This is a genomic window from Treponema vincentii F0403, from assembly GCF_000412995.1.
Lineage (GTDB): Bacteria > Spirochaetota > Spirochaetia > Treponematales > Treponemataceae > Treponema > Treponema vincentii.
The window spans coordinates 601297-625068 of the sequence record NZ_KE332512.1 but is presented as its reverse complement, the minus strand read 5'-3'; the positions used below and the strand labels follow the sequence as shown (position 1 = coordinate 625068).

General features: G+C 46.4%; 25 protein-coding genes. 12 read left to right on the top strand and 13 right to left on the bottom strand.

All coding sequences use genetic code 11. The features are described from left to right. Positions 1-13: 13 nt before the first annotated feature. From HMPREF1222_RS02860 to tpiA, 6 genes are all read right to left on the bottom strand, one after another. Positions 14-898 carry a M20 metallopeptidase family protein gene (locus HMPREF1222_RS02860; RefSeq protein ID WP_016518133.1) on the bottom strand — a complete coding sequence of 295 codons (885 nt, stop codon included), beginning with the start codon at positions 896-898 and terminating at the stop codon, positions 14-16. Continuing rightward, on the bottom strand, positions 895-1074 hold the full coding sequence (locus HMPREF1222_RS02855) for a MetQ/NlpA family ABC transporter substrate-binding protein (protein WP_016518132.1): 180 nt from the start codon (positions 1072-1074) through the stop codon (positions 895-897). The genes HMPREF1222_RS02860 and HMPREF1222_RS02855 overlap by 4 nt, the downstream gene beginning before the upstream one ends. Positions 1075-1092: 18 nt before the next feature. Next, positions 1093-1236, bottom strand: coding sequence for a methionine ABC transporter ATP-binding protein (locus HMPREF1222_RS13035; protein ID WP_244870103.1), 144 nt, complete (start codon positions 1234-1236; stop codon positions 1093-1095). Between the two features lie 298 nt (positions 1237-1534). Next, positions 1535-2452: a nucleotidyltransferase family protein gene (locus tag HMPREF1222_RS02845; RefSeq protein WP_006189266.1), complete on the bottom strand. Its 918-nt coding sequence runs from the start codon at positions 2450-2452 to the stop codon at positions 1535-1537. A 133-nt stretch (positions 2453-2585) separates the two neighbouring features. Beyond that, positions 2586-2945, bottom strand: a complete 360-nt coding sequence (locus HMPREF1222_RS02840; protein ID WP_006189267.1) for a hypothetical protein — start codon at positions 2943-2945, stop codon at positions 2586-2588. Between the two features lie 318 nt (positions 2946-3263). Continuing rightward, the gene (gene tpiA, locus HMPREF1222_RS02835) at positions 3264-4013 is read right to left on the bottom strand and encodes a triose-phosphate isomerase (protein ID WP_016518131.1); all 750 of its coding nucleotides are present in this window, start codon (positions 4011-4013) and stop codon (positions 3264-3266) included. 450 nt (positions 4014-4463) lie between these two features. On the opposite strand from tpiA, the gene HMPREF1222_RS02830 reads away from it, so the two are divergent. Then, positions 4464-5768, top strand: coding sequence for an OmpA family protein (locus HMPREF1222_RS02830; RefSeq protein ID WP_016518130.1), 1305 nt, complete (start codon positions 4464-4466; stop codon positions 5766-5768). A 28-nt stretch (positions 5769-5796) separates the two neighbouring features. On the opposite strand, the gene HMPREF1222_RS02825 is transcribed toward HMPREF1222_RS02830, so the two are convergent. After that, the gene (locus HMPREF1222_RS02825) at positions 5797-6528 is read right to left on the bottom strand and encodes a tRNA threonylcarbamoyladenosine dehydratase (protein ID WP_016518129.1); all 732 of its coding nucleotides are present in this window, start codon (positions 6526-6528) and stop codon (positions 5797-5799) included. Positions 6529-6555: 27 nt separating this feature from the next. Then, positions 6556-7614, bottom strand: coding sequence for a phospho-N-acetylmuramoyl-pentapeptide-transferase (locus HMPREF1222_RS02820; RefSeq protein ID WP_196799947.1), 1059 nt, complete (start codon positions 7612-7614; stop codon positions 6556-6558). Positions 7615-7806: 192 nt separating this feature from the next. On the opposite strand from HMPREF1222_RS02820, the gene HMPREF1222_RS02815 reads away from it, so the two are divergent. The 4 genes from HMPREF1222_RS02815 to HMPREF1222_RS02800 all read left to right on the top strand — a co-directional run bounded on the left by HMPREF1222_RS02815 (position 7807) and on the right by HMPREF1222_RS02800 (position 12425). Beyond that, complete coding sequence (locus HMPREF1222_RS02815; protein ID WP_155997547.1) at positions 7807-8337, top strand: UvrB/UvrC motif-containing protein; 531 nt, start codon at positions 7807-7809, stop codon at positions 8335-8337. A gap of 1 nt (position 8338) precedes the next feature. Next, on the top strand, positions 8339-9433 hold the full coding sequence (locus HMPREF1222_RS02810; protein WP_016518126.1) for a hypothetical protein: 1095 nt from the start codon (positions 8339-8341) through the stop codon (positions 9431-9433). Between the two features lie 14 nt (positions 9434-9447). After that, entirely contained in the window at positions 9448-11934 is a 2487-nt protein-coding gene (locus HMPREF1222_RS02805) for an ATP-dependent Clp protease ATP-binding subunit (RefSeq protein ID WP_016518125.1), read from the top strand. Between the two features lie 80 nt (positions 11935-12014). Beyond that, entirely contained in the window at positions 12015-12425 is a 411-nt protein-coding gene (locus tag HMPREF1222_RS02800) for a 2-thiouracil desulfurase family protein (protein ID WP_016518124.1), read from the top strand. Between the two features lie 18 nt (positions 12426-12443). On the opposite strand, the gene HMPREF1222_RS02795 is transcribed toward HMPREF1222_RS02800, so the two are convergent. From HMPREF1222_RS02795 to HMPREF1222_RS02775, 5 genes are read right to left on the bottom strand one after another with little or no spacing between them, the layout of a single operon-like run. Next, positions 12444-13313: a metal ABC transporter permease gene (locus HMPREF1222_RS02795; protein WP_016518123.1), complete on the bottom strand. Its 870-nt coding sequence runs from the start codon at positions 13311-13313 to the stop codon at positions 12444-12446. Between the two features lie 4 nt (positions 13314-13317). Beyond that, on the bottom strand, positions 13318-14196 hold the full coding sequence (locus HMPREF1222_RS02790; RefSeq protein WP_006189279.1) for a metal ABC transporter permease: 879 nt from the start codon (positions 14194-14196) through the stop codon (positions 13318-13320). Positions 14197-14199: 3 nt separating this feature from the next. After that, entirely contained in the window at positions 14200-15159 is a 960-nt protein-coding gene (locus tag HMPREF1222_RS02785) for a manganese/iron ABC transporter ATP-binding protein (protein ID WP_016518122.1), read from the bottom strand. Between the two features lie 22 nt (positions 15160-15181). Then, positions 15182-15367: a hypothetical protein gene (locus HMPREF1222_RS13030; protein ID WP_215904682.1), complete on the bottom strand. Its 186-nt coding sequence runs from the start codon at positions 15365-15367 to the stop codon at positions 15182-15184. Beyond that, positions 15364-16314: a metal ABC transporter substrate-binding protein gene (locus tag HMPREF1222_RS02775; protein ID WP_006189282.1), complete on the bottom strand. Its 951-nt coding sequence runs from the start codon at positions 16312-16314 to the stop codon at positions 15364-15366. The genes HMPREF1222_RS13030 and HMPREF1222_RS02775 overlap by 4 nt, the downstream gene beginning before the upstream one ends. A gap of 355 nt (positions 16315-16669) precedes the next feature. On the opposite strand from HMPREF1222_RS02775, the gene HMPREF1222_RS02770 reads away from it, so the two are divergent. From HMPREF1222_RS02770 to HMPREF1222_RS02740, 7 genes are read left to right on the top strand one after another with little or no spacing between them, the layout of a single operon-like run. Continuing rightward, entirely contained in the window at positions 16670-17146 is a 477-nt protein-coding gene (locus tag HMPREF1222_RS02770) for a YkgJ family cysteine cluster protein (RefSeq protein ID WP_016518120.1), read from the top strand. 8 nt (positions 17147-17154) lie between these two features. After that, on the top strand, positions 17155-18120 hold the full coding sequence (locus HMPREF1222_RS02765; protein WP_016518119.1) for an MBL fold metallo-hydrolase: 966 nt from the start codon (positions 17155-17157) through the stop codon (positions 18118-18120). Continuing rightward, positions 18117-18296 carry a hypothetical protein gene (locus tag HMPREF1222_RS02760; protein WP_016518118.1) on the top strand — a complete coding sequence of 60 codons (180 nt, stop codon included), beginning with the start codon at positions 18117-18119 and terminating at the stop codon, positions 18294-18296. The genes HMPREF1222_RS02765 and HMPREF1222_RS02760 overlap by 4 nt, the downstream gene beginning before the upstream one ends. A 5-nt stretch (positions 18297-18301) precedes the next feature. Then, positions 18302-19318 carry an endolytic transglycosylase MltG gene (mltG, locus tag HMPREF1222_RS02755; protein ID WP_038076452.1) on the top strand — a complete coding sequence of 339 codons (1017 nt, stop codon included), beginning with the start codon at positions 18302-18304 and terminating at the stop codon, positions 19316-19318. A 5-nt stretch (positions 19319-19323) separates the two neighbouring features. Next, positions 19324-21111 (top strand): DNA primase, encoded by a 1788-nt coding sequence (gene dnaG / locus HMPREF1222_RS02750; RefSeq protein ID WP_016518116.1) that lies wholly within the window; start codon positions 19324-19326, stop codon positions 21109-21111. Continuing rightward, the gene (gene rpoD, locus HMPREF1222_RS02745) at positions 21112-22935 is read left to right on the top strand and encodes an RNA polymerase sigma factor RpoD (RefSeq protein WP_016518115.1); all 1824 of its coding nucleotides are present in this window, start codon (positions 21112-21114) and stop codon (positions 22933-22935) included. Positions 22936-22949: 14 nt separating this feature from the next. After that, positions 22950-23768 (top strand): zinc ribbon domain-containing protein, encoded by an 819-nt coding sequence (locus HMPREF1222_RS02740; RefSeq protein ID WP_006189290.1) that lies wholly within the window; start codon positions 22950-22952, stop codon positions 23766-23768. The last annotated feature ends 4 nt before the right edge of the window (positions 23769-23772 follow it).

Genomic DNA, 23772 nt, shown 5'->3' with positions numbered 1-23772 from the left:
GCTGATTTTCGTTTTATACGGCTCCTGTTAAATAATCCAATGTATAAAGCACGTACAACGTTACTGCTGTTGTTAGGCAGTCTTCGTCGATATCGAACATCGAATCATGATGAGCTACGGTAGTTTCTTTTCTGGCAGCATTACCGCTGCCGATATAGGCATATACGCCGGGTACTTTAAGAATATACTCGGCAAAATCATCGCCGCCGAGCGAGGGTTTACGTTGCGTTATTACGTGCTCTTGTCCAAAGGCCTCAATAGCCGTAGGTTCGGCCTTTTGCGCGATAATATTGTAAGCGTCGCCTGCGGTTACCTTGCCTACTCCGATAAGCACATTATCCATTGGGGATGTACAACGGGTAACAAGGGCTTGAAGTGCAACCACAATCTGGCTTGCTATATAGACGGCATCCACACCGAGCTGAGGCGTCGACACGTGCGCAGGCGCACCATGTACCGTTATCTTAAACCAATCGACACTCGCGTTATTCGGACCGGGCATTACTACCACGGAGCCGACCGGCACGCAGCAAGAATCCGTGCCGCACCAATAAGAGACGCCGTATGAGCATCGTGCCCGCAGGCATGCATTCGTCCCGGAATACTTGACATATATTCGCAGGTATGCGTCTCTTGAATAGGCAGGGCATCGATATCGGCACGGGGTTACCAGCGTCTTCCCGGGTTTTTTCCCTTGGATTTCCGCATATACCTCGGTTTCTCCGACACGCCGATGAACAAGACCGATCTTATCGAGTTCCGCTTCAATCCGTTCGGCAGTATGAAACTCCTCTTTTGCAATTTCCGGATGCCTATGAAAGTGGCGTCGTAATGCAACAATATACGGAGGATCCTCGCGGATATGTGCGGTTATGCGCTCTCGTTCAGTCTTGTTCATAATACATAGCAAATTAAATCTAAGGGAACCTTTACTTCGATAAGACCGGCCGATTCCAAAAGCTTTATACCGCGGCTCATATTCGTACCGTCATTCGGAATGGCAAACTGCAGTGCTTTGCGTTTGACCGTAATAGTCCCGCTATCGGGCACTTCGAGTAAATTAACGCACCGCACAAGAGAAGACTCCCCTGCTCAGGAATATCCGATAACTCCAAAAATCTCACCGTCATTCACCGTAAGCGATACGTCTTTAATCGCTTCAATTACATGATTTGTGAGATGATATGTTTTACTAAGATTTTTCAGCTCTACCATACACACCGTCCCGTAAGGCATTCACGATAACGCGTTTGCTCAATACTGTTAACAGCAAATTACAATTCGGTGGTATATTTATGCAAAATACCGCCTGCAAAAACAAAATTATAGTATGAACGGCACTGTTTTTAGGAATAGAGAAGTATTCATACTATTTGCTGCAAAAAGTTTCTTGCGCAGCAGTATTTTTAAGGATACACGGTTAGTTTTTAATTTCGATTACCCGTTTCGTATTCTTGTAAGTTATTACACTGTAATAACTTACAAGAATTAATGATAAGCGTTGCTTAAACGGCAGCTGTCTGCTTACGATATGTTATTTCCAAAGAAATTCGGGATAATAGTTTTCTTTAATTTTTTGCGCTATCTCTTTTTTTACGATTTCGCGGTCTTCGGGATAAGTCATGCCGAACCATCGTTCATCGGTGGTATAACATTTAATTGAACCGAGCCCCTTCGTAACCAGCATACTGGCGCCTTCCGGCAGCAGACATTCGGCTTTTTCGCTCGCAATGTTCTTTTTGATAAATTCTTCAAAAAATGTGTGAAAACCCTCAAACGCTTTAAGACTAAACCCGAACAGATTCATAGAAACGGTTTCTTCACCGGTCAGATGCACCGTGCCGTCTTCAAGCTGAGAAAGAATGACTCGTTTACCGTTTTCTTCACCGTAGGAAATCTTGGTATGCTCTTTCATGGAAACCAGCATTCCGTTGTCAACCTTGCATACGCCCCGCGATACGGAACCGGATTCGCTCATGGTGTTTTTCAGAATATAGCCGACCATTGCATGATTTGGGGAATAGGTATCCAACGCCGATAAGTGTCCGGCCATCGTTTTGTATGCCTTGCGCCCGTAATAGTCATCCGCATTAATGATAGCAAAGGGAGCCTTAACGGAATCTTCGGCACATAATACGGCATGGATGGTGCCCCACGGCTTTTTACGGTTTACCGCCTGCGGCAGTATCTTGGGATCAATAAGAGAATCAATGGATTGGAAGAGATACTCCGCATCGCAATTACGGGCAATGCGGTCAAATAAACGAGCACGAAAATCGGTTTCAATATCTTTTCTAATGACGAACACCACTTTGCCGAACCCGTTATGCACTGCGTCATATACTGCATAATCGAGTAGGGTTTCATTGTGCATTCCAACCGCATCTATTTGTTTAACGCCGCCGTAACGGCTTCCCATTCCCCCTGCTAAAACCAACAGTGTAGGCTTCATTTCTGTACCTCCATAATTTATACAATTTATACATGAGCGCCTTAAAGGAAACGCCGATTAACCCGCTTCAGGATTAATCAGCGTCTCGAAAAATCATTAACCACGCTATAAATACATTAAAACGGATAGGTGTCTACCGTTTGTTTACATGACGGAAAATGACGCGTTTTTCCATCGTTGTTGTTTTTTGTCCGGTGGTAGCACCCTTTAAATCTTCAACTTCGACGGAAGAAAAGGCATTATCCCGTTTGTAATTTGAAAAGAATTCGTACATGACTTTTTCCGCTTCATTTTCGTCAAACGTATTCTTATCTTCTTCGTATACACAATAGTATTCAGCCCAGTTATCGGTCTTGTAAATTTCGGTCATATAAAGGGAGGCATTTGCGCGCCCTTCAACCTTAATTTTTTGCTTTTTAGGCTGCACAGTCTGTGCGGACAGGACAACAGCAAGCAGCATAAATGCGCACAGCGCAAGGATTTTCTTGTTCATTATAGATCCTCCTATAAAGTAATAACGAAATTCAGTATATATGGAAAAGTTGTTCTTTGCAATATCAACTGTTCAGGGCAACCGCATCAGGCATTTTTTTAACAAGCCCGCGGAAAAATTGAGACTATTCGACCAGAGTTGAACCTCTTCGCGGTTCAAATGGTCTCATAGTCTCAATTTTTCCGCGATTTTTATCTATCCTACCTGATGCGGTTGCCCTTCTTCTAAAATAAACCATTCGAAATTTTTAACAAAATTTCGAATGAAAAAGAAAACACCCGTTTGAAAATAGTAGCGGTACGGTTGCCTTGTTCCGCGTTATTCACAAAGAGCGATCGGGGCGAAGGTTTCGGCTTTAAGGGCGGCGCCGCCGATTAAACCTCCATCGATATTCTCTTTGGCAAGTAAGGCTTTAGCATTTTCCGCCTTCATCGAACCACCGTATTGAATAACGATTGCATCGGCAGCGGCCTTTCCATATAAGTCCGCAATAACCGACCGGATATGCGCATGGATTGCATCGGCATCTTCCGGGGTTGCCGTTTTTCCGGTACCGATTGCCCATACCGGCTCATACGCAATGGTAACCCGTGCAAGTTCCTGTGCACTTACGCCTTCTAAACCTTTTTCGGTTTGCGAAGCACAGACAGCCTCTGCATGACCGGCTTCACGTTCTTCCAGCAGTTCGCCGACGCATAGAATGACTTCCAGCCCGTGCTGCAATGCAAGCCGCACTTTTTTATTGATCATTGCATCGGTTTCTCCGTAAATATGGCGCCGCTCCGAATGGCCGAGAATAACAACCTGTACACCGAGGTCTTTAAGCTGCAATACAGATACCTCACCCGTATGTGCGCCTTGTTCATCGGTGCTCATATTCTGCGCTCCGAGCAAAACGTTAGTTCCCTTGACTATCGGTGAAACGGCATCGAGGGCTGTAAACGACGGTGCAATCATGTATTTGTGTTTTCCGCCTTTGACAGCTTCCACAACGCCTTTTGCCAGAGCGACAGCTTCCCCCTTGGTTTTGTGCATTTTCCAGTTACCTGCAATAAAATATTTACGCATACTATCTCCTATAAAAACTTTTGAAGGATGTTTCAACAATTGAGAAATGCCGGTCAATTCCCCCAATTAATAAGCATATTTCTATTATATCGTACTTTTGCCGCTTTTTAAAGACCGTACAACTTTTAAACGTACTATTTCGATGCAAAATGTACCTTATTTAAAGGAATCGACTTTTTAATAACGCCCTTATAAATCGGTTTTTAGAGATGTCCTGTAGTTTATTTATGAGGAGAGATTAAATGCCCTTCATAGAGCACCGGATCGGTTGTGATTTTTAAAAGAAAAAACCCTGTAGGCAAAAGGAGGAAAAAATCCTACAGGGCAACTGTAAAGGAGGTACATTGAATACACTTTTGATAGCACGTATCGCAATATACACCACTTAAACAGACGAAAAAAGAAAGGTTACATATTTACAAAAAATTATGAAAATATTACGGTACCGGTATGCGATTATTTTTTTCTTTTTCCCATAGTATGAATAGGTTTAAAAAATTCCCTCGCAAGCATGTTGTATGCGTGCTTTTTTTAGGCCTTTTTTTCGTAATAGGCGGTTTTTTCCCTCTGTATGCCGAAATCTTCCGTTTCAATTTTAAAGACGGCGATACTTACCGCATTAATTCTACGGTTACCGAAGACGTGTACTTGAACGGACGGTTTGCACATCAGGCTTATATTACTAACCGCGTTACCGTCGAAGTGTCGGACGTCCAACCGGCGGAAAGTGGAAAACCAGCCTCTGCTCTCCATACCTGTACTTTTATGACAAGCGAGCAAAACAGCAACCGGACGTTCTCATGGGGGCGCGAATACCCCAGCGTATTCCGCAGAGATGAATTGGGTATTTATACTATCGACGAACAGTATTTTATGCCGGTAGTACGGAATGTTCCGGTTTTTCCTCAACATGATGTACAAAAAGGAGAAAGTTGGCGGCATTCTGCAAGCGAAGCACATGACCTGCGGGATAACTTTAATATTCAAAAGCCCTTTGTCGTTCCTATTGACGTTACCTATACCTACCAAGGGCCTGCCGAACGGGAAGGAAAAACATATCAGTTAATAGAAGTAAATTATGACCTCTATTACGATATTCCGTTGAACAATATCCGGAACGGAAGAAACGGAAGCGCAACGCTGCCGATGCTGTATCCCGTCCGCACGATGGGGTATTCAAAACAGCGCCTCTATTGGGATAATCAAGCAGGCATACTGCCTTACTACGACGAAGTGTTTACCATATTGATGGAATTGAACACCGGAGCGGTAATAGAATATCGGGGTACCGCAAAGGCGGAACTAACGCTCCTTCAGCGTATGGATAAGGAAAAAATAGTAGAAATACTGGATAAAAATATCCGCGATATGGGTATTCCGAATACTACCGTAGAAAGAACCGATGAAGGTATTACTATCAGTCTTGAAAATATTCAATTTGAACCGGATTCGGCGCGTCTCCTTCCGGCAGAAAAAGAAAAACTGAAAAAAATAGGGAACATACTGGCCTCATACCCCGATTATGAGCTCTTGATTTCGGGACATACCGCACTGGCAGGCAGAGCCGAAGACCGGCAAGTGCTTTCCGAACAGCGGGCATCGGCTGTTGCAAATTACCTGATAGAACTCGGCGTCAGGGAAAAACACCATATTTTTACGCGCGGTTTCGGTGCGGAAAAACCGATTGCGCCTAATACTACGGAAGCTAATAAGGCGAGGAACCGCCGCGTTGAAATTACCGTGTTGGAAAAATGAGGATGATGGGGGCTCAATACTGCAACGCTTAATATTGCAGCACTTGACTGAGTAAGTCGCCTGCAAGCAAAATACCGGCGGCGGCAGGCACCCACGAAACCGAGCTTGGCGGACGGCTGCGGGCTGTAGGCACTTCCTGCGAATACAGCACCCGCAGTTTTTTTATACCCCGTTTTTTAAGCAGCCCTCGCATGGTTTTACACAAGGGACAAACGGAAGTGCCGTAAATGTCTGCAAATTGAAACAAATCCGCGCGGAGCTTATTCCCGCAGCCCATCGCCGCTATGATTGGGATGCCGCGCGCTTCCGCCTCAGCTGCCAGTGCCGCCTTGAGCGCAATAGTGTCCACCGCATCGACGATAAAATCGATGTCCGATAAAAAAGGTAAAAAAGAAAGAGAGCCGTCCGCATCGGGCAGTATATGGCGTATAATCTGATGAACCGTACAGGCAGGGTTTATGTCGGCGATACGCGCAGCCGCGGCAGCAGTTTTATATTGCCCCACAGTGGAATGGAGCGCGTAGAGCTGCCGGTTAAGATTTGAAGGGCTGACCCTGTCGCCGTCGATTAAGTACAGCGTTCCGACACCTGCGCGGGCAAGGGCTTCAACCGTATACCCTCCCACTCCGCCTATTCCGAATACCGCCACCCGCAGCTTGCGGAGCCGCTCGATACCTTCCGTGCCGATAAGCGCTCGGCTGCGTATAAACAGCGGCTCATCATCTCCTGCGGCCGGTTCCGCATTGTATGTATCGCACATGGGCTATCAGACTATCGAAAAAAACAGTTAACGGATTTTGAACAGGACGGCAAATACGGCAAGCGTGATAAGCAGCTGTAAAATCAGAAATTTGATCAATACCTGCGTTGACGACCATTGAAGGTTTTTCCGCATGTGATCATGGAGCGGAAAGCGGATGTTCCGAAAAATACGGATATGGAAAAAACGCAGCAGTGCGACTTTTACCAAGCCTGCGCCGCCGTTCAGCAAAATCATCCCGCTGGTCATCAGCAGCAGGAAGGGATTACCGGAGATAATAACCAATACGCCGATAAAAAAGCCGAGCGCGCGGGACCCCGCATCCCCCATCATCACCTTGCTCGGATAGGCATTGTGCCAGAGGTATCCCATCAGCACGCCTGAAAGGCTGAAACATATCAGCGCCCATTGCGCACCGTCCACACGATGAGGAATAAGCAGGTATTCCGAAACTTTTACGTTTCCGATAATAAAGTAAAACACCATACCGAGTGAAATAAGCGCCATTAAAATGAGCGTGCCGGAAAGTCCGTCCACCCCATCGGTACAATTCGTCGTATTGATGGAAAACCATAAAATCAAAACCGATACGGTAAAAAATACCGCAGGATGTACTGAAATGCTTTGGCTCATAAACGGAATCCAATAAGAGATGGAATCGTCAAAATACCAATGAAAAAGCACTGCTGTGGTAATCAGCGACAGCACTAAATCCAATGCCCCTTTCCGGTATTCCCCCCAAGGGATAACCGAGCGATCGTCAAGGTACCCTGTGAGCATTACGAGCCATGTTAACATTAGCACGGCGATTTGCGTACCGGAAGGAATAATCAGCAGGAAAATCATCACGACAAATATCGTAATAAAGACAACGCCGCCGCCGGTCGGCTTTCCCTTTGCCGCCTCAGGAGAGATACCGAATTCCTTTCCTCTGTCTTTCGGCAAACGGGCATAAAAGCGCGGTAAGATAAATACCGTTAAAAAAAATCCAACGTAAAATGCAATTGAAATAAGGACAAGATATGACTGTAAAAGCCGCATAGGGCCATAAAATGAAGAAAGAAGCCCCGATAAATAAAAAAGCATTGAAACAGTATATACAGGGACTATGAAAAAGACAACCCCGCGCATTGCAGCTCCTACAAGCAAACATCGCAAATTACATCTAAGGAAAACCTCTAAAAACTGAAGTTTTTAGAGGTTCCCTATTGCTGTGTCCTTGATTTTATCAATCATTGTCTGTATGATTCGGGCAATGTATACGGAAAGGAGAAAACCTTGGGTAAATACGAGGAACGCAGCATGATATGTCAGATATGCGGAAAGCACGGCGCTTCTATGCTTGTGCGGCAGATTATAGACGGAAAGGCTAAAGAACTGTATCTTTGCAGGGCGTGCGCTAAAAAGCATCACCTTTATTCCGATGACCGGAAAATGCATCTTTCACTCAAAGCAATTTTTGACGGCCTTTTGCCTCAAAAAGGCGGTTCGGGAGAAGCTGCCGAAAGCGTTCGTCCGGTAGTATGTCCCGACTGCGGAACTCCGCTCAGCCGCGTCAAAGAAAAAAAAATGCTCGGCTGTCCCCGCTGTTTTTTTTATTTCCGTGATACCGTAGTAAAGCTCATGCAAGAAAGTTCCGGCGAAGTTTTCTATGCGGGACGTCTGCCCGCGCAGCTGGAAACATTTTCGGAAACGGCGTTTTCGCTGCACCGCCTTGAAGAAGAACTTCAAAAAGCGGTGGAGAATGAAGAATACGAATTAGCGGCATATCTCCGTGATAAGATAAAAGAACAGGAGGTTTCAACCTAGCATGTTTGCCGCTTCAAACGCATGGTACACCTATTCCGGAAACGACAACGATACGGTACTTTCTTCGCGGGTACGAATTGTCCGCAATCTAAAGAATTACCGCTTTCCTCCGACTCTCGATAAAGACGAGGCGGAAACAATATACGGGACAGTAGTTTCCGCCTTTCAAAACTTACCTCCGATCGACGGCTTTCATCCCATTCGGCTTGATACCTTAGACGCAATCGCACGAAAGATTTTTGAAGAGCGGAATATCATCCCCCCCAATCTTGATCGGAATTTCGGTATGGGGGTTATTGTCCGTGATGACGGCATCCTTTCGGCAACCGTAAACGTTAAAGATCACCTTAGGCTTTCGGCATTCTATGCAGGTTTTGAACTTCAAAAATGCTTTATGCTGGGAAAAAACATTATCGATAAACTGGCGGAAACGCTGGAATTCAGCGCAGTGCAGGATTTCGGCTATCTATCCTCGGATGTGATGAATATCGGCAGCGGTATTAAGTGTTCGGTACTGTGTTCGCTGCCAGGGTATTCGCTGACCAATAAAATACAGGAAAAAATAGAGGCGCTTACAAAGCAAAATTTTGAAGTACATGCTTATTATGCGCAAAACACCAAGCGGATGCTCGGTTACTTATACCTCATATCTTCTAAGAGCGCGGCGGGGTATACCGATGAGGTGCAGGTCGGTACGATGATGACGGCAATAAGAGCGCTCGTTAATGAAGAACGGGAATTGCGGGATTCGCTGGTAAAGACCCAGTTGTGGAGAATCCAAGATGATGTTATAAAAGCCTTTACGCTTGCGAAAAATGCCTATTTACTTGATGTAAAAGATACGATAGATTTCGTATTCAAAATAAAACTCGGCATCAATCTCGGCATGATTGAAGGGTTAAGCACTGAAGCCTGTCTTGCGCTGCTGTATCAAACTCAGACCGCTCATATTGCCTTTTTGATGCTGAACGGTACATTCCATCTTGAAGAACCTTTCCAGATGGATGAACTTCGCATTGAGCGTATCCGTGCGATTTTGGTACAGGAAATCTTAAAACGGGCTGAACTGCGGATTCAGAGTTCCGCTAAAATGTGACGAGGAGGTACATTATGCATACTCTTTCACAGAATCTTTATGAATTATTAACGGTGTTTAGCCAACAAGAAGCTCGGCGGGTAAATGCCGATACGGTAGAACCCGAACACATACTGCTTGCGCTCATTACAAAAAAACTGGGGCGCGGATATCGGTTATTGGAGAATCTCCATGTCAATTTTTTAACCTTGCAGCTGCGGTTGGAGCAAAATACGCCGATACGGGAAGGCGAACCGGTGAGGGGAGAAATTCCCTCATCGGATAGGGTAAAGATGCTTGTAGATACGGCTGCCGCCCAAGCCCGGATAATGCAGCGGGAAGCTGCCGGTACGGAGCACCTTATTCTTGCTTTTGCCCAGATACAGGAAAGTATTCTTGCGCGTTTCTTTTTGCAGCAGGGTATTTTTCTGGATGACGTACAGCAGGCCATACAGCACTTGTACGGTACGAATACGCAGCGTGAAAAACAACAGCAGGAAAAAAAGAAACACAGCGTATTATCCGAATTCAGCAGGGATTTAACGCAGATAACCCGCGAAGGTCTCCTTGACCCCGTTATCGGCAGGGAGCGGGAAATGCGCCGTGTTATGCAGATTCTATCCCGCCGCAGCAAGAATAATCCCGTGCTGATCGGAGAACCCGGCGTCGGAAAGACGTCGATTGTTGAAGGACTCGCTGCGGCTATTGTGAATGAACAGGTGCCCCGATCGTTGTTTGGAAAGCGGGTTATTGCGCTCGACCTTGCCTCCGTTATTGCCGGTACCAAGTACCGCGGGCAGTTTGAGGAACGCATCAAGCGCATTATTAAAGAAGTCAGCGAAAGTAAAAATATCATTTTGTTTATCGACGAACTGCATACCCTGATTGGTACCGGCGGATCGCAGGGGGCGCTTGATGCGGCAAATATCTTAAAGCCGGCGCTTGCACGCGGGGAAATACAGTGCATCGGCGCAACGACGCTGGATGAGTACCGTAAGTATTTTGAAAAAGATTCCGCCCTAGAGCGGCGCTTCCAATCGGTGCTGATTAAGGAGCCGACGAAGGAAGAAACGTGCGCAATTCTCGGAGGTCTTAAAGCAAAATACGAGCAGCACCATCATGTGCATTATTCGGACGAAACGATTCAAAAGATTGTGGAACTTTCTTCCCGCTATATTCCGGATCGGTTTTTCCCCGATAAGGCGATCGACGTGATGGACGAGGCCGGTGCTTTAAAGAAAATGGATAATACCGAACTGCCTCAGAATATAACCGCTATCGAACAGCGGATTACGGAGCTTGCCGGTGAAAAGAAAGATTTGGTAGCAATGCAGGATTATGAGCGGGCGGCCGTTGTGCGCGACGAAGTAAAGCTTTTAAAAGTACAGCTGGAAAAGGTTAAGATGCGCTGGCTGAATCAGGAAAATGAAACCATGCTTGAGGTTGCCCCCTCCGATATTGCCGAAACTGTTTCTTTGATGACGGATATTCCGCTCAAAAGTGTCGGTTCCGATGAGGCAAAGCGCCTTGCCGAAACCGAAAAAGAACTGCATAAAACCATCATCGGGCAGGACGAAGCAATCGGTATTATCGCTAATGCGCTGCGCCGTTCCCGTGCGGGAATTGCGTCCGCTGACCGCCCTATCGGTTCATTCCTGTTTTTAGGGCCTACCGGGGTAGGGAAGACGCTGCTGGCAAAGGCGCTCGCCGAATTCCTCTTCGGTTCTGCCGAAGCTCTTATCAGGATCGATATGAGCGATTATATGGAAAAACATACGGTTGCACGGTTAGTCGGAGCACCTCCGGGGTACATCGGTTTTGAAAACGGCGGAATGCTGACGGAAAAAATCAGGCGGAATCCGTATTCCGTTGTTCTCTTCGATGAAATAGAAAAGGCGCATCCCGATGTTTTTAACCTTTTGCTGCAGGTCTTGGAGGAGGGTGAGCTGAGGGATAGCCTCGGCCATACGGTCAGTTTCCGGAATACGGTGATCATCCTTACCGGCAATGTCGGCACCAGAAACTTGATGGAAGAGCCGCTCGGTTTTGCACGGGTAGAAAACCGCACTATCGATTATCAGAGTATGAAAAAGTCCGCCGAGCTGGAAGCTAAAAAGGTATTCAGTCCGGAATTTTTAAACCGGCTCGATTCGCTGATTGTCTTTACCCCGCTTTCCGAAAAAGAGATAGAGGCGATTTTTGAACTGGAGCTTGCTAAATTGACCGGACGCCTCGCTGCGAAACAGCTGCAGATTCGGATTACCGACGAGGCTCGCGCCTATTGCATAAAACACGGCTATGATCCCTTGCTCGGCGCCCGGCCAATGCGCAGGCTTTTGCAAACCGAAATAGAAGACGTGCTTGCCGTTAAAATTATCGCGGGTGAGTTTACCCCCGAAACTACCGCCGTTATCGGTACGGACGGAAACGTACTCACGATTGCCCTTCAAAACGATAAACAGCCGCTATTGACGACCATCACCTTGCTGCCGGCCGTGTCTACGGAACCGCAGGAAGGATAGGGTATCAGGGGTGCCGGCGTTATCGGAAGCGCCGGACATGCAGGAATTATGGTACACCTGAAAAGAGGAGAGTTCCGTTTATGCTCATTGTAAGCGCCTGCCTTGCAGGATTCCCCTGTAGGTATGACGGGAAAAAAGCAATCAATACTGCCGTGCAGCAGCTTGTAAAAGAAGGAAAAGCAATACCTGTCTGTCCGGAGCAGCTTGGAGGTTTACCGACACCGCGCTTGCCGGCAGAAATGAAAGCAGGAAAGGTCATCAACAGCGACGGCAACGACGTAACCGAAGCATTTGAAAAAGGCGCCGCCGTAGTGTTAGAAATAGCAAAGCAGTATGGTTGTACAGATGCGCTGCTTAAAGCCCGCTCCCCTTCGTGCGGAAAAGGGCGGATTTACGACGGGTCTTTTTCCGGAATACTAATTGAAGGAAACGGGAAAACGGCGGATCTACTCATGAGGAACGGGATAACCGTAACAACTGAAGAAGAGTAGGGCAACACCGATTTTCGTTTACGCTTTTTGCAGCTTTAAACGGGCTTTCACTGCCGCCCGGCGGTGAGCCAGCATACCGTACTTAGGCGCAAACACCATCGCGCAAGCAAAAAAGAACGACTCCGTTAAAATAATGCACGCGCCGGTTGCGCCGTTCAGATAATAGCTCACGTAGGTTCCGATCAGAGAACTGACCACCGCAGAGCAGACGGAAATAACGAGCATCCGGTTCAGCCTATCCGTCAGCAGGTAGGCAATGCAGCCCGGAATAATCAGCATGGCGACCGTCAGCAAAATACCCGCCGCCTGCAGCGACGCTACAATGGTCAGCGCAGTCAGCGAAAGAAACAGGTAGTGGATAAACGTTACATTCAACCCCACCGCCTGCGCATGGTTTTTATCAAATAAATACAGCAGAATATCCTTCCGTTTGACAATCACCAACACCAGCGTTACCACAGAACACACAACCGCTTGGATCATATCGCCGGTTTCAATCCCTAAGAGACTGCCGAACAGGATGTGCATAAAATGGATATTGGAACTCACCTTTGTCACCAAAATCAGCCCCACCGCCATCAGCCCGGTAAAAACCACCCCCATCACCGAATCTTCATGGATACGGCTGCGCTCTTTTATCCACCCCGTAGCCGCCGCATTCAGTAAGCCCGCCGCGAATGCCCCAATTCCAAGCGGAATATGCAACAAATACGCCCCCACAATCCCCGGCAGCACCGCATGAGAAATCGCATCCCCCATCAGCGACCATCCCTTTAAGATCAGATAACACGAAATCAGGGCGCACACTCCGCCCACCAGCGCCGCTATCACCAGCGCCTTTACCATAAATCCGTATGTAAACGGTTCCAAAAAATTCATCCAAGTCATAGTCTTACCTTTTTGTCGCGTGTGCAAAAAACGCTTGTATCGAGCGTTTTGCACTGAGCCGTGCTGCGAGTATGCCGTGATGCGGTGCAAAGAATAAAATTGCCAAAAACAAACAAAACTGCAGCGTAACAATGCACCCGCCCGCCGAGCCGTTCAGAAAGTAGCTGATATATGCTCCTGCCGAAGCGGTGAGCGTTCCGATCAGTGCGGCAAGCCCCATCATCTTTAAGAAGCGGTCTGTCAACAGATAGGCGGCAGCTCCCGGGGTTACCAGCATTGCAACAACCAGCACGCTGCCCACCGTTTGCAGCGCCGCAATCGCCGTAACCGCAAGCAGAGTCAGCAGCAGCACGTGCAGAGCATTGGTGTTCAGCCCTATCGCGCGGGCGTGCGACGGGTCAAAAGAAAAGAGCCGCAAATCTTTCCATTTTAAAAGGATGATGATAAGGCTGCCGCCTGCAATAATCAGGGTTTGGACAATGTCCCGGTCGGCAATACCGAGGATATTGCCCATAATGATTGTGGTAAGGCTGATGTTGCTGGGGTACAGCGAGATCAGCAGTACCCCGAGCGCAAAAAACGTGGTATACACAATCCCGATGACTGCATCCTCGCGGATTCTCGTCTTATTTTTGACAAAGCCCATCGTAAGTGCCGCGAGCATCCCGCTGATAAAGGCGCCGACCGAAAAGGGAATACCGATAATGTAGGCGGCGGCAACGCCCGGTACCACCGCATGGGAAAGCGCATCTCCTAACAGCGACCAGCCTTTCAGCACCACAAAGCAGGACAGCAGGGCGCACACCCCGCCGATAAATCCGCTCACCAAAATCGCCTTGATCATGTATTCATACTGAAAAGGAATCAATAAAGTCGAAACCATCTCTCACTCCTTTTCACTGTGCGAATGTACCGACACTTCAGTGTTTCTGATGCCCTTGAGGTAGGGTTTACCTTCCTGCTTGGTAATCAGAGCGCCTTCGTCGTCGGTAAATACGCGAATTTCGTGTGAGCTGTCTTCGGGATTATCGGTATGATCGATCTTAATACTCCGCAGTGCGCCGCCGAAGGCTTTGATCAGATTCTCGGCAGTGAAGGTTGTTTCCGTGGCTCCGGAGGCAATCACCGTTCGGTTGATGATCACTACATGGTCGCAAAATTCCGGGATGGAGCCGAGGTCGTGGGTAGAAACAAAGATCAAATGCCCGTCGTTTTTCAGCTCGCGCAGCAGCTCGATGATGGCGGTTTCGGTTTTAACATCTACGCCGGTAAACGGTTCGTCCAGTAAGATGATTTTTCCCTGCTGCGCTAATGCCCGTGCAAGGAACACTCGCTTTTTTTGCCCGCCGGAAAGTTCGCCGATCTGCCGGTCTTTAAAATCGAGCATTTGCACCCGCTCAAGGCTGCGTTCGACCATTTCCTTATCTCCCTTGCTCGGAATGCGGAGAAAATTCATATAGCCGTAGCGTCCCATCATCACCACATCCCACACACTCACCGGAAACGACCAGTCCACCTCTTCCGACTGCGGCACGTAGGCAAGCAGGTGCTGCTTCTGTGCTGTACGGATCGGCTTTCCGCAGATGGTTACGGAGCCGCTCATCGGTTTAATAAAACCCATGATGGTCTTAAAAAGCGTAGACTTTCCGCTGCCGTTTACGCCGACCAATGCGGTAATCGTCCCCTTCTGCAAGGTAAACGACGCATCGTAGAGGGCAACATGACCGTTATTATAGGCAACGCTGACATCCTGTACCGCCAACTCAACGGACTGCTCTATCTTACCGTCCATATTTCTACTTCCATTATTACTATAAGCCGCATGCCGCAGCGAATGTATCACCATACGTCTCTCCTTCTCGGCTCAGTTATTCAATTCGTGCACGGAACGCGCATTCAGTACCGCCACGGATGGCGGTGGTTCCATACAGGAGTGAGTTTTTGCTTTGCAAAAACTCATCGTTGAGCGGTTGTACACGGACGTGCAACTGCTCAACAGCGCCATGGATGGCGGTGGTTCCATGTTGAACATGTACATGGATGTACATGTTCAACGGCGGCTATCCTCAAAGCCCTTTACGATTGCATTTGCATTGTATTCAAGCATTTTCAGATAGGTCGGCGCATCGCCATCTTCATACGTCAAAGAGTCGACATATAAGATACCGCCGTAATAGGCGCCTGTTTCCTTACAAACTTGCAGCTGCGGCTTATTGCTGATGGTGCTTTCGGAAAAAGCGACGGGAATATTATTTTGCCGGATGGTATCGACTACCTTTTGAATTTGCTGCGGGCTGCCTTCCTCATCGGCATTGACCGGCCACAGGTACAATTCTTTCATATTGCAGTCGCGGATAAGGTACGAAAAAGCGCCTTCGCAGGTTACCAGCCACCGCTGCGATTCGGGAATTTCCGAAAGCTTTTCGGTTAAGAAGGTATCGATCTTTTTAATACTTTCGCTGTAAGCCGCCGCATTTGCATTGTAGGTATCCGCATTGGCAGGGTCTAAACTCACAAAGGCTTTCCGGATATTTTCTACATAGATAAGCGCGTTTTTCGGGGACATCCACGAATGCGGGTTCGGCATACCGTTGTACGGCCCTTCTCCGATACCTATCGGCTCAATCCCGTCGCTCAAGGTAACGCTCGGTACATCTTTTACGTTGCCCATAAACTTTTCAAACCAGCGCTCAAGTCCCAACCCGTTGCGCAGCACCAAGTCCGCAGACTGAGCCTTGACAATATCGAGCGGTGTCGGTTCATACTCGTGAATTTCCGCGCCCGGCTTGGTAATCGATTCGACGAGTATCTTATCTCCTGCGATATTCTGCGCCATATCCTGCAAAATGGTAAACGTTGTTACCACGCGCTTAGGGTGCATTGCATCCGTGCCGCCTACCGCCGCATTATCTTTTTTTGAACATCCTGTAATACCGGCTGCTCCGATAATACACACCGCCATTGCGGTAAACACCGCCGTCCATCGTATTTTCTTGTTCATATAAACTCCCGTGTAAAAAACTGCATCAGCCGCTCACGTTTTAGGTCGCAGCTTCTCTTCTGTTCCAGCTTTAAACGATATTTCATAGTATATACTACATATAACAGCTGTCTTTATGTAGTAAAGCCTACATATTTCATGCTATAAATGTAGTGCATACTACCTTGTTTTGTCAAGAGTGATTATGCATATTGTAATGTCAATGGTATTAGACATTTTGTAATATTTCTTACGAGGAAAAATATTTCTTACAAGGTAATTTCTTGTTAAGAATTATGGCTTAAAACTCCGATAAAAATGCTTGAAACGGCAAGATTTTTCATATATAATTAAGATAATTACAACGGAGAAGTTTTTGCAGCAAAGCTTATTTTGGAAAGGCGGTTTATGCTTTTCATGCGGCCAGTGTTCGGCGTGTTGCCGTTATGATCCGGGATTTGTGTATTTGTCTCCCCGGGATCTTCAAAATTTGCAAACATGGGCGTCGTTGGAACGGCCGGTTTTTATTCAAAAATATTGCCGGTGGGTACCCAAAGGGGACGGATACGAGTATCTTTGCTTAAAAGAACTTCCGAATTATGATTGTATCTTATGGAATAATGGCTGTATTGCATATAATTATCGGCCTTTTCAATGCTCTTCATATCCGTTTTGGGATTATTTACTCGAAAATGAGCAGCGTTGGAATGCAAATGCCCGCAGCTGTTCCGGAATAAATCACGGTAAGCGGTATTCGGCGGAAGAAATTCAAGACTTGCTTGATACTGCAAAACAATTTCCTGTCATTCGACGAAAGAAAACCGGCGAAAGCAGAAATTTCACCGAAAACTAGAGGAGTGTATGCGGGTACATTTTTGGGGCGTTCGCGGTTCGATTGCAACTCCGCTGAGCGCAGCGCAAATTCAAGCGAAAATTTCTGCCGTCGTTCAACGGATAACCGAAAAAGATATTACCGATCAAGATGCACGGGAACGCTTTATCGCCTCATTACCTCCATGGCTTTTCGGTACTATCGGCGGAAATACTACCTGCGTAGAGGTAGAAACCGAAGAGGGAAACCACATTATTTTTGATGCGGGTACCGGTATCCGCGAATTAGGAATTAATTTACAAAACCGGTTTGACTATTTTGACCGGCCGCAAACCTATCATCTCTTTTTTTCCCATTTCCATTGGGATCATGTTCAGGGACTTCCGTTTTTCGGCCCTGCGTATGATTCGCGTAATACTGTTATCGTGTACAGTACCCGCCCTAAAATGCGGGAGTTTTTGGAAGAGCAGATGAAATGGCCGTATTTCCCGATTACGATGTTCGGAAAAGGCGGCTTTACTGCAAAGTTTGAATTCCGTTGCATTGCACCGGATGAACCGTATATTCATATCGGCAATACCAAGATAGGGTGGCATCGGGTGCGTCATCCGGGCGGCTGTGTAGCCTATTCAATTTTCGATAATCAAAAAAAAATAATCTTTTCTACCGATACGGAACTTCGCCCCCAAGATTTTGAAAAAAATGATGCCAATATCGCATTTTATAGTGATGTGGAACTGCTGATTATCGACGCGCAGTACACCATGACCGATTCTATCGAAAAAATAGGTTGGGGGCATTCAACGTTCTCTCTTGCTATTGATTTTGCAACTTCGTGGGGTATTAAAAAATTAGCACTTTTCCATCATGAGCCGACGTATAACGATAAAAAAATCCTTTCGATACAATCGAGTGCTCAGCATTACTGCGATTATGTCGGCGCCGATAAGCTCGAAATATTCAGCGCTGTTGAAGGAATTGATTTATACTTATGAACGAGGAACTACCTATTTACCGATTTACCGATTCCGAACTCAGAGCGCTTGCTTCGTTTTTTAGACAGAATCTTCCATTGCCTGATGAGCTTTATTCATTCAATGCTTTTGCTGAAAAGTATATTTATAGAAATCTTACTATCGGCGAAGCAGAACAGCTCTATAGCGGCCGGTAACGTATATGAAAAAAAAACGCTTTTGTTTAATAATGCTTTTATCGGTATGTCTTCTCCTGATTGCAGCAGGGGCTGCCGTTATTTATACACCTGCTTCTTTTGATGCAAACCCTGCAGAACAACTTTTTACTATTAAACGAGGTACTTCTTCACGGTCAATCGCTGCCGATTTAAAAGCAGCCGGACTTATCCGGTTTGAGTATCCGACATATCTATACTTTCGTTTTTCTAATAAATCAATTAAAGCTGGGACATATAAACTTTCTCCCGCTTGGTCGGTGCCCACGCTCTGCACCTATTTACAGGCAGGGAAACAAGAATTGATCAAGGTTACCGTACCGGAGGGACTGACACTCTCAAAAACGGCAGCAATCCTTGAAGACCGGCATGTTGTTGTTGCTGGTGATTTCCTCGCCGCAGCAGAAAACGAAGCTTTGCTGCAATCTTACGGAATTCTCGGCGATTCCGCCGAAGGCTTCTTATTTCCCGATACCTATTTTTTCGCATACGATGAAACGGCAGAGCGGGTTGTAACGACAATGCTGGACAATTTTTTTAGTAAAACCGCTGCCATCCCTCATTTCCCTACCGATCCCGTACAGCGTTATGAGGCGGTTATTTTAGCAAGTATTATCGAGCGGGAATACCGCGTGCCGGAAGAGGCGGCAAAAATAGCCGGCGTCTTTTCAAACCGCTTACAAATCGGGATGGGACTGCAATCGTGCGCTACCGTCGAATATATTCTTACGGAAGTACAGCATAAACCGCATTCCGAACGCTTGCTGAATAAAGATTTGGAAATCGATCATCCGTATAATACATATAAATGGAGGGGGCTTCCTCCCGGGCCGATTTCAAACCCCGGAATGACGGCTTTATATGCCGCCTGTAATCCCGAAAAAAGCGACTATCTTTATTTCCGTTTGGAAGATGCTGAAACGGGCACGCATGTATTTACAAGGAATTTAACGGAACACGCAAGAGCGGGCGCCATTATTTTAAAACGGGCTGCAGGGCGCTGACCGCGATGGCAAAAATTACGACTGAAACAATCGATGCGGTAAACAACCATACCGATCTAGTGTCGCTTGTCGAAAACTACACCCATTTGGAAAAGCGCGGGCACGATTGGTGGGGGTGTTGCCCATTTCATAACGAAAAAACGCCTTCTTTTCACGTTATTCCGGATAAGAAAATGTATTACTGCTTCGGATGCGGCGCGGGCGGGTCTACCGTCAAATTCCTTATGGAGATGGAAAAACTCTCTTTTACCGAAGCGGTGGAAGCGCTTGCAAAACGCGCCGGTATTCCCGTGGTTTATGCCGAAGGAAGTTACAGTCCCGCGCCGGAAGATTCAATTAAAGAGACGCTGCTTGAATTATATAAAAGAGTGAGCGGTACCTTTCATTATTTTTTGCTTCACGTTCCCGAAGGTGCAGCTGCGCTGCGGTATTTGGCGGGAAGAGGCGTAAGCGCCGAAATGATAGAACAGTTTAATCTCGGCTATGCGCCGGCTGACCGCCGCTGGCTTTTTAAGTTTTTGCAGACAAAGGGGTATTCCGCAGAATTTTTAGCAAAGTCGGGACTTTTTTCCAAAAAGCATCCCGAAGTTTCTTTTTTTTCTAATAGAATTATGTTCCCCATCTGCAACCGGCACGGACAACCGGTTGCTTTCGGCGGCCGGATTTTGGAAGGTGAAGGACCGAAATACCTGAACACGGGGGATTTGCCGCAGTATAAAAAAGGTGAGACGCTTTTTGCATTTTCTCAGGCGCTTGCGCAGATCAGAAAAGAAAAAGCGGTCATCTTTTGCGAAGGCTATATGGATGTTATCGCCTTTCATCAAGCGGGCATCACCAATGCCGTTGCTCCCTTGGGAACCGCTCTAACGGAAGAACAGGTAAGGCTTATTCAATCCTTTGCCGACACCATCATTCTTTCTTTTGATTCCGACTTTGCCGGTCAACAGGCGACGTACAAGGCGATAAAGCTCTGCCGCGCCGGACATTTACAGGTACGGGTTCTGATGATCAAGGAAGGGAAGGATCCCGCCGAGATACTGGTGCGTAAGGGTGCCGAAAGCTTGACGGAACTGGTAAAACATGCTATTTTAGACAGTGATTATCTTATTCAAATTGCCGTTGGGCGGTTTGATGTGGTGAGTCCCGAAGGAAAGGCTCAGGCTGCAGCTTTTCTATTCCCTTATATTGAGGTATTGGAATCCGATATTCAAAAAGAGTCAACAATACATAAGTTTTCGGCGGACTTGGGTATAAGCTCAAAAGCGTTATTTACTGATTATATACAGTATGACCAAAGACAAGAACGGGTACCGCCTACACGAAAAAGTGAAACACAAAAGCGCACTGCGCTTAAGATGACCGCGGAGCTGAGGATTGTGCTTGCAGCAGCTGCAAATCCTTATCTATTTAAAAAAATGCGGGCAGAGTTGACTTCCGATGATTTTGAGGATCCTGCTGCGAAGGATTTGTTTATTGTATTAGAAGAATGTTATCGTGCCGATGCAAATACGTATGACAGCTTATTAGCGCATTGTCCTTCCGAAACTTTGAAGAATGCCGTAAGCAGTGCAATTATTAAAGGTGAATTTGCAGAAAATCCCGATAAACTGGTACATGACGGTATCTACTATATTAAACAAAATGCTTTACAGCGGCAAAAGGAACTCATAATCCGTAAATTGCAAGCAGTACGCGAAAGCGGTGATATTGATGAAATTCGGCATACTAATGATTTGCTGAGTGAGAAGCTGCATATCGATAGAATGCTTGCGGAATTAAAGGAAACAACGTAGATGATAGATATCTCTGAAGATCCTATTATTATAAAGTTAATTGCCCATGCAAAGGAACATAAAACTTTGACGTGGGACGAACTCTCCGATTTATTGCCTGAAAAAATGACTTCGTCCGAGACCGTGATGGATGAGATTCTTGATTTACTCGAACAAGAGCAGATTCAAGTAATCGATGATGCCGTTGAGGAAAACGATGATGTATTTACCGATGAGCTTGATGAAGTAGAGCTTGAGGCCGAAGAACAGCTCTTTGAAGAAGCAGAGCTTGAATCGGGCAACGAACCTGAATTTTCCAAACCTGAAGATACCCATAAGAAGCTTTTGAATAACGATAGGGAAGCAATCGTTGACGATCCTATTAAACTCTATTTGCGCGATATCGGTAAGGAAAACTTGCTGACAGCCGAACAGGAAGTTATTTTGTCCAAAGCAATGGAAGATGGAGAAAATATCATCAAAAATGCGATAAAAAACTCGGGGGTATTGATTTCCGAAGTTCAAATGATCGCTCAAAAAGCTTTTGCCAAAATCAGTTCTTCCGAAAGCAATAAACCCCGGAAAGAGTTGAGTTACGAGGATGCCGAAAAGAAACGGCTTCGCCAATCGTACGGCGAACAATTAAAACCTATTTATCCTGATATAAAGGCCTATATCCTCTTAAAAAAGAAGCTGTACGATAAAGAAACGCTTGCCAGCTTTTTGGATGATGAAGACTTACAAAAAACACGGAAGAAGATTCTCAATTATTTACAAAAGATTGAATTTCAAACCGAAGAAATCGAGAAAATTTCCGACCATTTTTTAGAGGCGGCACGAAAGATACGGGAATACCGCCGCCGGCGCGAAAAGAAACAGCGGCAGCTCGGCGTACGGGCGTATTCCGATTTACGGAAGCTTGGAAAACGGCTCGCTATTCCCCGTGAGCGACAGAAGCTGGAACAAGAGCTTGGTATGACGGCAAATGACATCCGCGACATTTATACGCATATTCAAACACTAATCCGCAAAGTACGGAAGATTGAATATGACTTTGAAGCGCCGACCGAAGATATTATCGCGCTTGCAAAGGAAATTCGTCACGGCCATGCGATGCTGAAAAAAGCAAAAGATAAGCTTATTAATGCCAATTTGCGTCTGGTTGTGTCGATTGCAAAGACGTATACCAATAGGGGATTGCACTTTTTCGATTTGGTTCAGGAAGGCAATATCGGCTTAATAAAGGCTGTCGAAAAATTTGAATACCGCAAGGGGTATAAATTTTCAACGTATGCAACGTGGTGGATACGGCAAGCGATAACGCGTTCCATCTCCGACCAAGCACGGACAATCCGCGTGCCGGTGCACATGATCGAGCAGATTAACAAGGTTACCCGCGAATCGCGGCAGCTGATGCAGAAGTTCGGCAGGGAGCCTACCGATGAAGAGATTGCCGTACAGCTCGGATGGAATGTCGAGCGGGTTAAACAGGTAAAAAACGTGGCTCGTGAACCTATTTCGCTTGAAACTCCGATCGGAGAAGAAGAAGATTCTTCGCTCGGCGACTTTATCGAAGATAAGGATGTCGAAAATCCGTCGAATTTGACCGAGTATATTCTTTTGCAGGAACAGCTGCGCAGTGTATTGTCGTGTCTGCCGTTGCGAGAACAGGAAGTACTCAAGATGCGGTTCGGATTGGATGAAGGGTATGCGTTGACCTTGGAAGAGGTCGGCTTATATTTTAATGTAACGCGTGAGCGCATTCGCCAAATTGAGGCGAAAGCATTGCGCAGACTACGGCATCCTAAACAAAGCACCAAATTAAAAGATTATTTGGATACATAGGGGAGTGAGAGACGATGGTTACAGCGGAGATTTTTGATAAACTGCGTGAATTGCAGGATATTCTTGCACGGAAGAATCAGCTTGATACTGAAATTTTAGAGGCGCCGCAACTGTTGGTAAAACAGGAAGAATTGTTGGCGCGGTATAAAACCAATTATATTAAGAAGAATACCGATGATGAAGCGATACGGCAAACAATCGGTACATTGAAAGCGGAGTTGTTTGAAACCGAACAGAAGCGCGAACGTGCCGAAAAAGGTATGGACGGCATTACGACGCAGCGGGAATACGATGCCCTCGATCGGGAAATTCAGGAGTCAACCAAAAAAGAAGCGGAATTGCGGAAGGAAATCCTGAAAAACGAAGCGAATCACAAACGGCTTGACGAGGAAATTAAAAACGAAGAGGCGCTGATTAAGCAGCAAGAGCAGGAGCTTGATGAACGGAAGGCAATGATCGAAAAGGAAATTGCCGAAAAGAAAGCTGAACTCGCCGAACTCGCCGAAGGGGAACAGCGGATTGCTCCCGATCTGGATAGCGATACGTTGTTTAAATTCGATCGTATTATCAAAAATAAACAGGGCATCGGTATTGTTCCCGTTCAAGGTAATGTCTGTATGGGCTGCCACATGATCCTATCGGCTCAATTTGCTATTGAAGTACGGGAAGGAAAAAATATCATGTACTGCCCCTATTGCAGTAGAATTCTGTATTATCAGGAAAGCGGGCAGGACTCTGCTGAAGATATGATTTTTGACGATATGGATATGGGCAGCTTAGCCGACTTGGACGATTCGTCCGATTATGATGAATCCGAAAGCGGCGAGGATTAAGAAG

Bases quoted from the DNA above. Each gene is read 5' to 3' on its own strand.
- HMPREF1222_RS02860 (WP_016518133.1), bottom strand. From the start codon at position 898: ATGAACAAGACTGAACGAGAGCGCATAACCGCACATATCCGCGAGGAT.
- HMPREF1222_RS13035 (WP_244870103.1), bottom strand. From the start codon at position 1,236: ATGCCTTACGGGACGGTGTGTATGGTAGAGCTGAAAAATCTTAGTAAA.
- HMPREF1222_RS02845 (WP_006189266.1), bottom strand. From the start codon at position 2,452: ATGAAGCCTACACTGTTGGTTTTAGCAGGGGGAATGGGAAGCCGTTAC.
- HMPREF1222_RS02840 (WP_006189267.1), bottom strand. From the start codon at position 2,945: ATGAACAAGAAAATCCTTGCGCTGTGCGCATTTATGCTGCTTGCTGTT.
- tpiA (WP_016518131.1), bottom strand. From the start codon at position 4,013: ATGCGTAAATATTTTATTGCAGGTAACTGGAAAATGCACAAAACCAAG.
- HMPREF1222_RS02830 (WP_016518130.1), top strand. From the start codon at position 4,464: ATGCGATTATTTTTTTCTTTTTCCCATAGTATGAATAGGTTTAAAAAA.
- HMPREF1222_RS02825 (WP_016518129.1), bottom strand. From the start codon at position 6,528: ATGTGCGATACATACAATGCGGAACCGGCCGCAGGAGATGATGAGCCG.
- HMPREF1222_RS02820 (WP_196799947.1), bottom strand. From the start codon at position 7,614: ATGCTTTTTTATTTATCGGGGCTTCTTTCTTCATTTTATGGCCCTATG.
- HMPREF1222_RS02810 (WP_016518126.1), top strand. From the start codon at position 8,339: ATGTTTGCCGCTTCAAACGCATGGTACACCTATTCCGGAAACGACAAC.
- HMPREF1222_RS02805 (WP_016518125.1), top strand. From the start codon at position 9,448: ATGCATACTCTTTCACAGAATCTTTATGAATTATTAACGGTGTTTAGC.
- HMPREF1222_RS02800 (WP_016518124.1), top strand. From the start codon at position 12,015: ATGCTCATTGTAAGCGCCTGCCTTGCAGGATTCCCCTGTAGGTATGAC.
- HMPREF1222_RS02795 (WP_016518123.1), bottom strand. From the start codon at position 13,313: ATGACTTGGATGAATTTTTTGGAACCGTTTACATACGGATTTATGGTA.
- HMPREF1222_RS02790 (WP_006189279.1), bottom strand. From the start codon at position 14,196: ATGGTTTCGACTTTATTGATTCCTTTTCAGTATGAATACATGATCAAG.
- HMPREF1222_RS02785 (WP_016518122.1), bottom strand. From the start codon at position 15,159: ATGGTGATACATTCGCTGCGGCATGCGGCTTATAGTAATAATGGAAGT.
- HMPREF1222_RS02775 (WP_006189282.1), bottom strand. From the start codon at position 16,314: ATGAACAAGAAAATACGATGGACGGCGGTGTTTACCGCAATGGCGGTG.
- HMPREF1222_RS02765 (WP_016518119.1), top strand. From the start codon at position 17,155: ATGCGGGTACATTTTTGGGGCGTTCGCGGTTCGATTGCAACTCCGCTG.
- HMPREF1222_RS02760 (WP_016518118.1), top strand. From the start codon at position 18,117: ATGAACGAGGAACTACCTATTTACCGATTTACCGATTCCGAACTCAGA.
- mltG (WP_038076452.1), top strand. From the start codon at position 18,302: ATGAAAAAAAAACGCTTTTGTTTAATAATGCTTTTATCGGTATGTCTT.
- dnaG (WP_016518116.1), top strand. From the start codon at position 19,324: ATGGCAAAAATTACGACTGAAACAATCGATGCGGTAAACAACCATACC.
- rpoD (WP_016518115.1), top strand. From the start codon at position 21,112: ATGATAGATATCTCTGAAGATCCTATTATTATAAAGTTAATTGCCCAT.
- HMPREF1222_RS02740 (WP_006189290.1), top strand. From the start codon at position 22,950: ATGGTTACAGCGGAGATTTTTGATAAACTGCGTGAATTGCAGGATATT.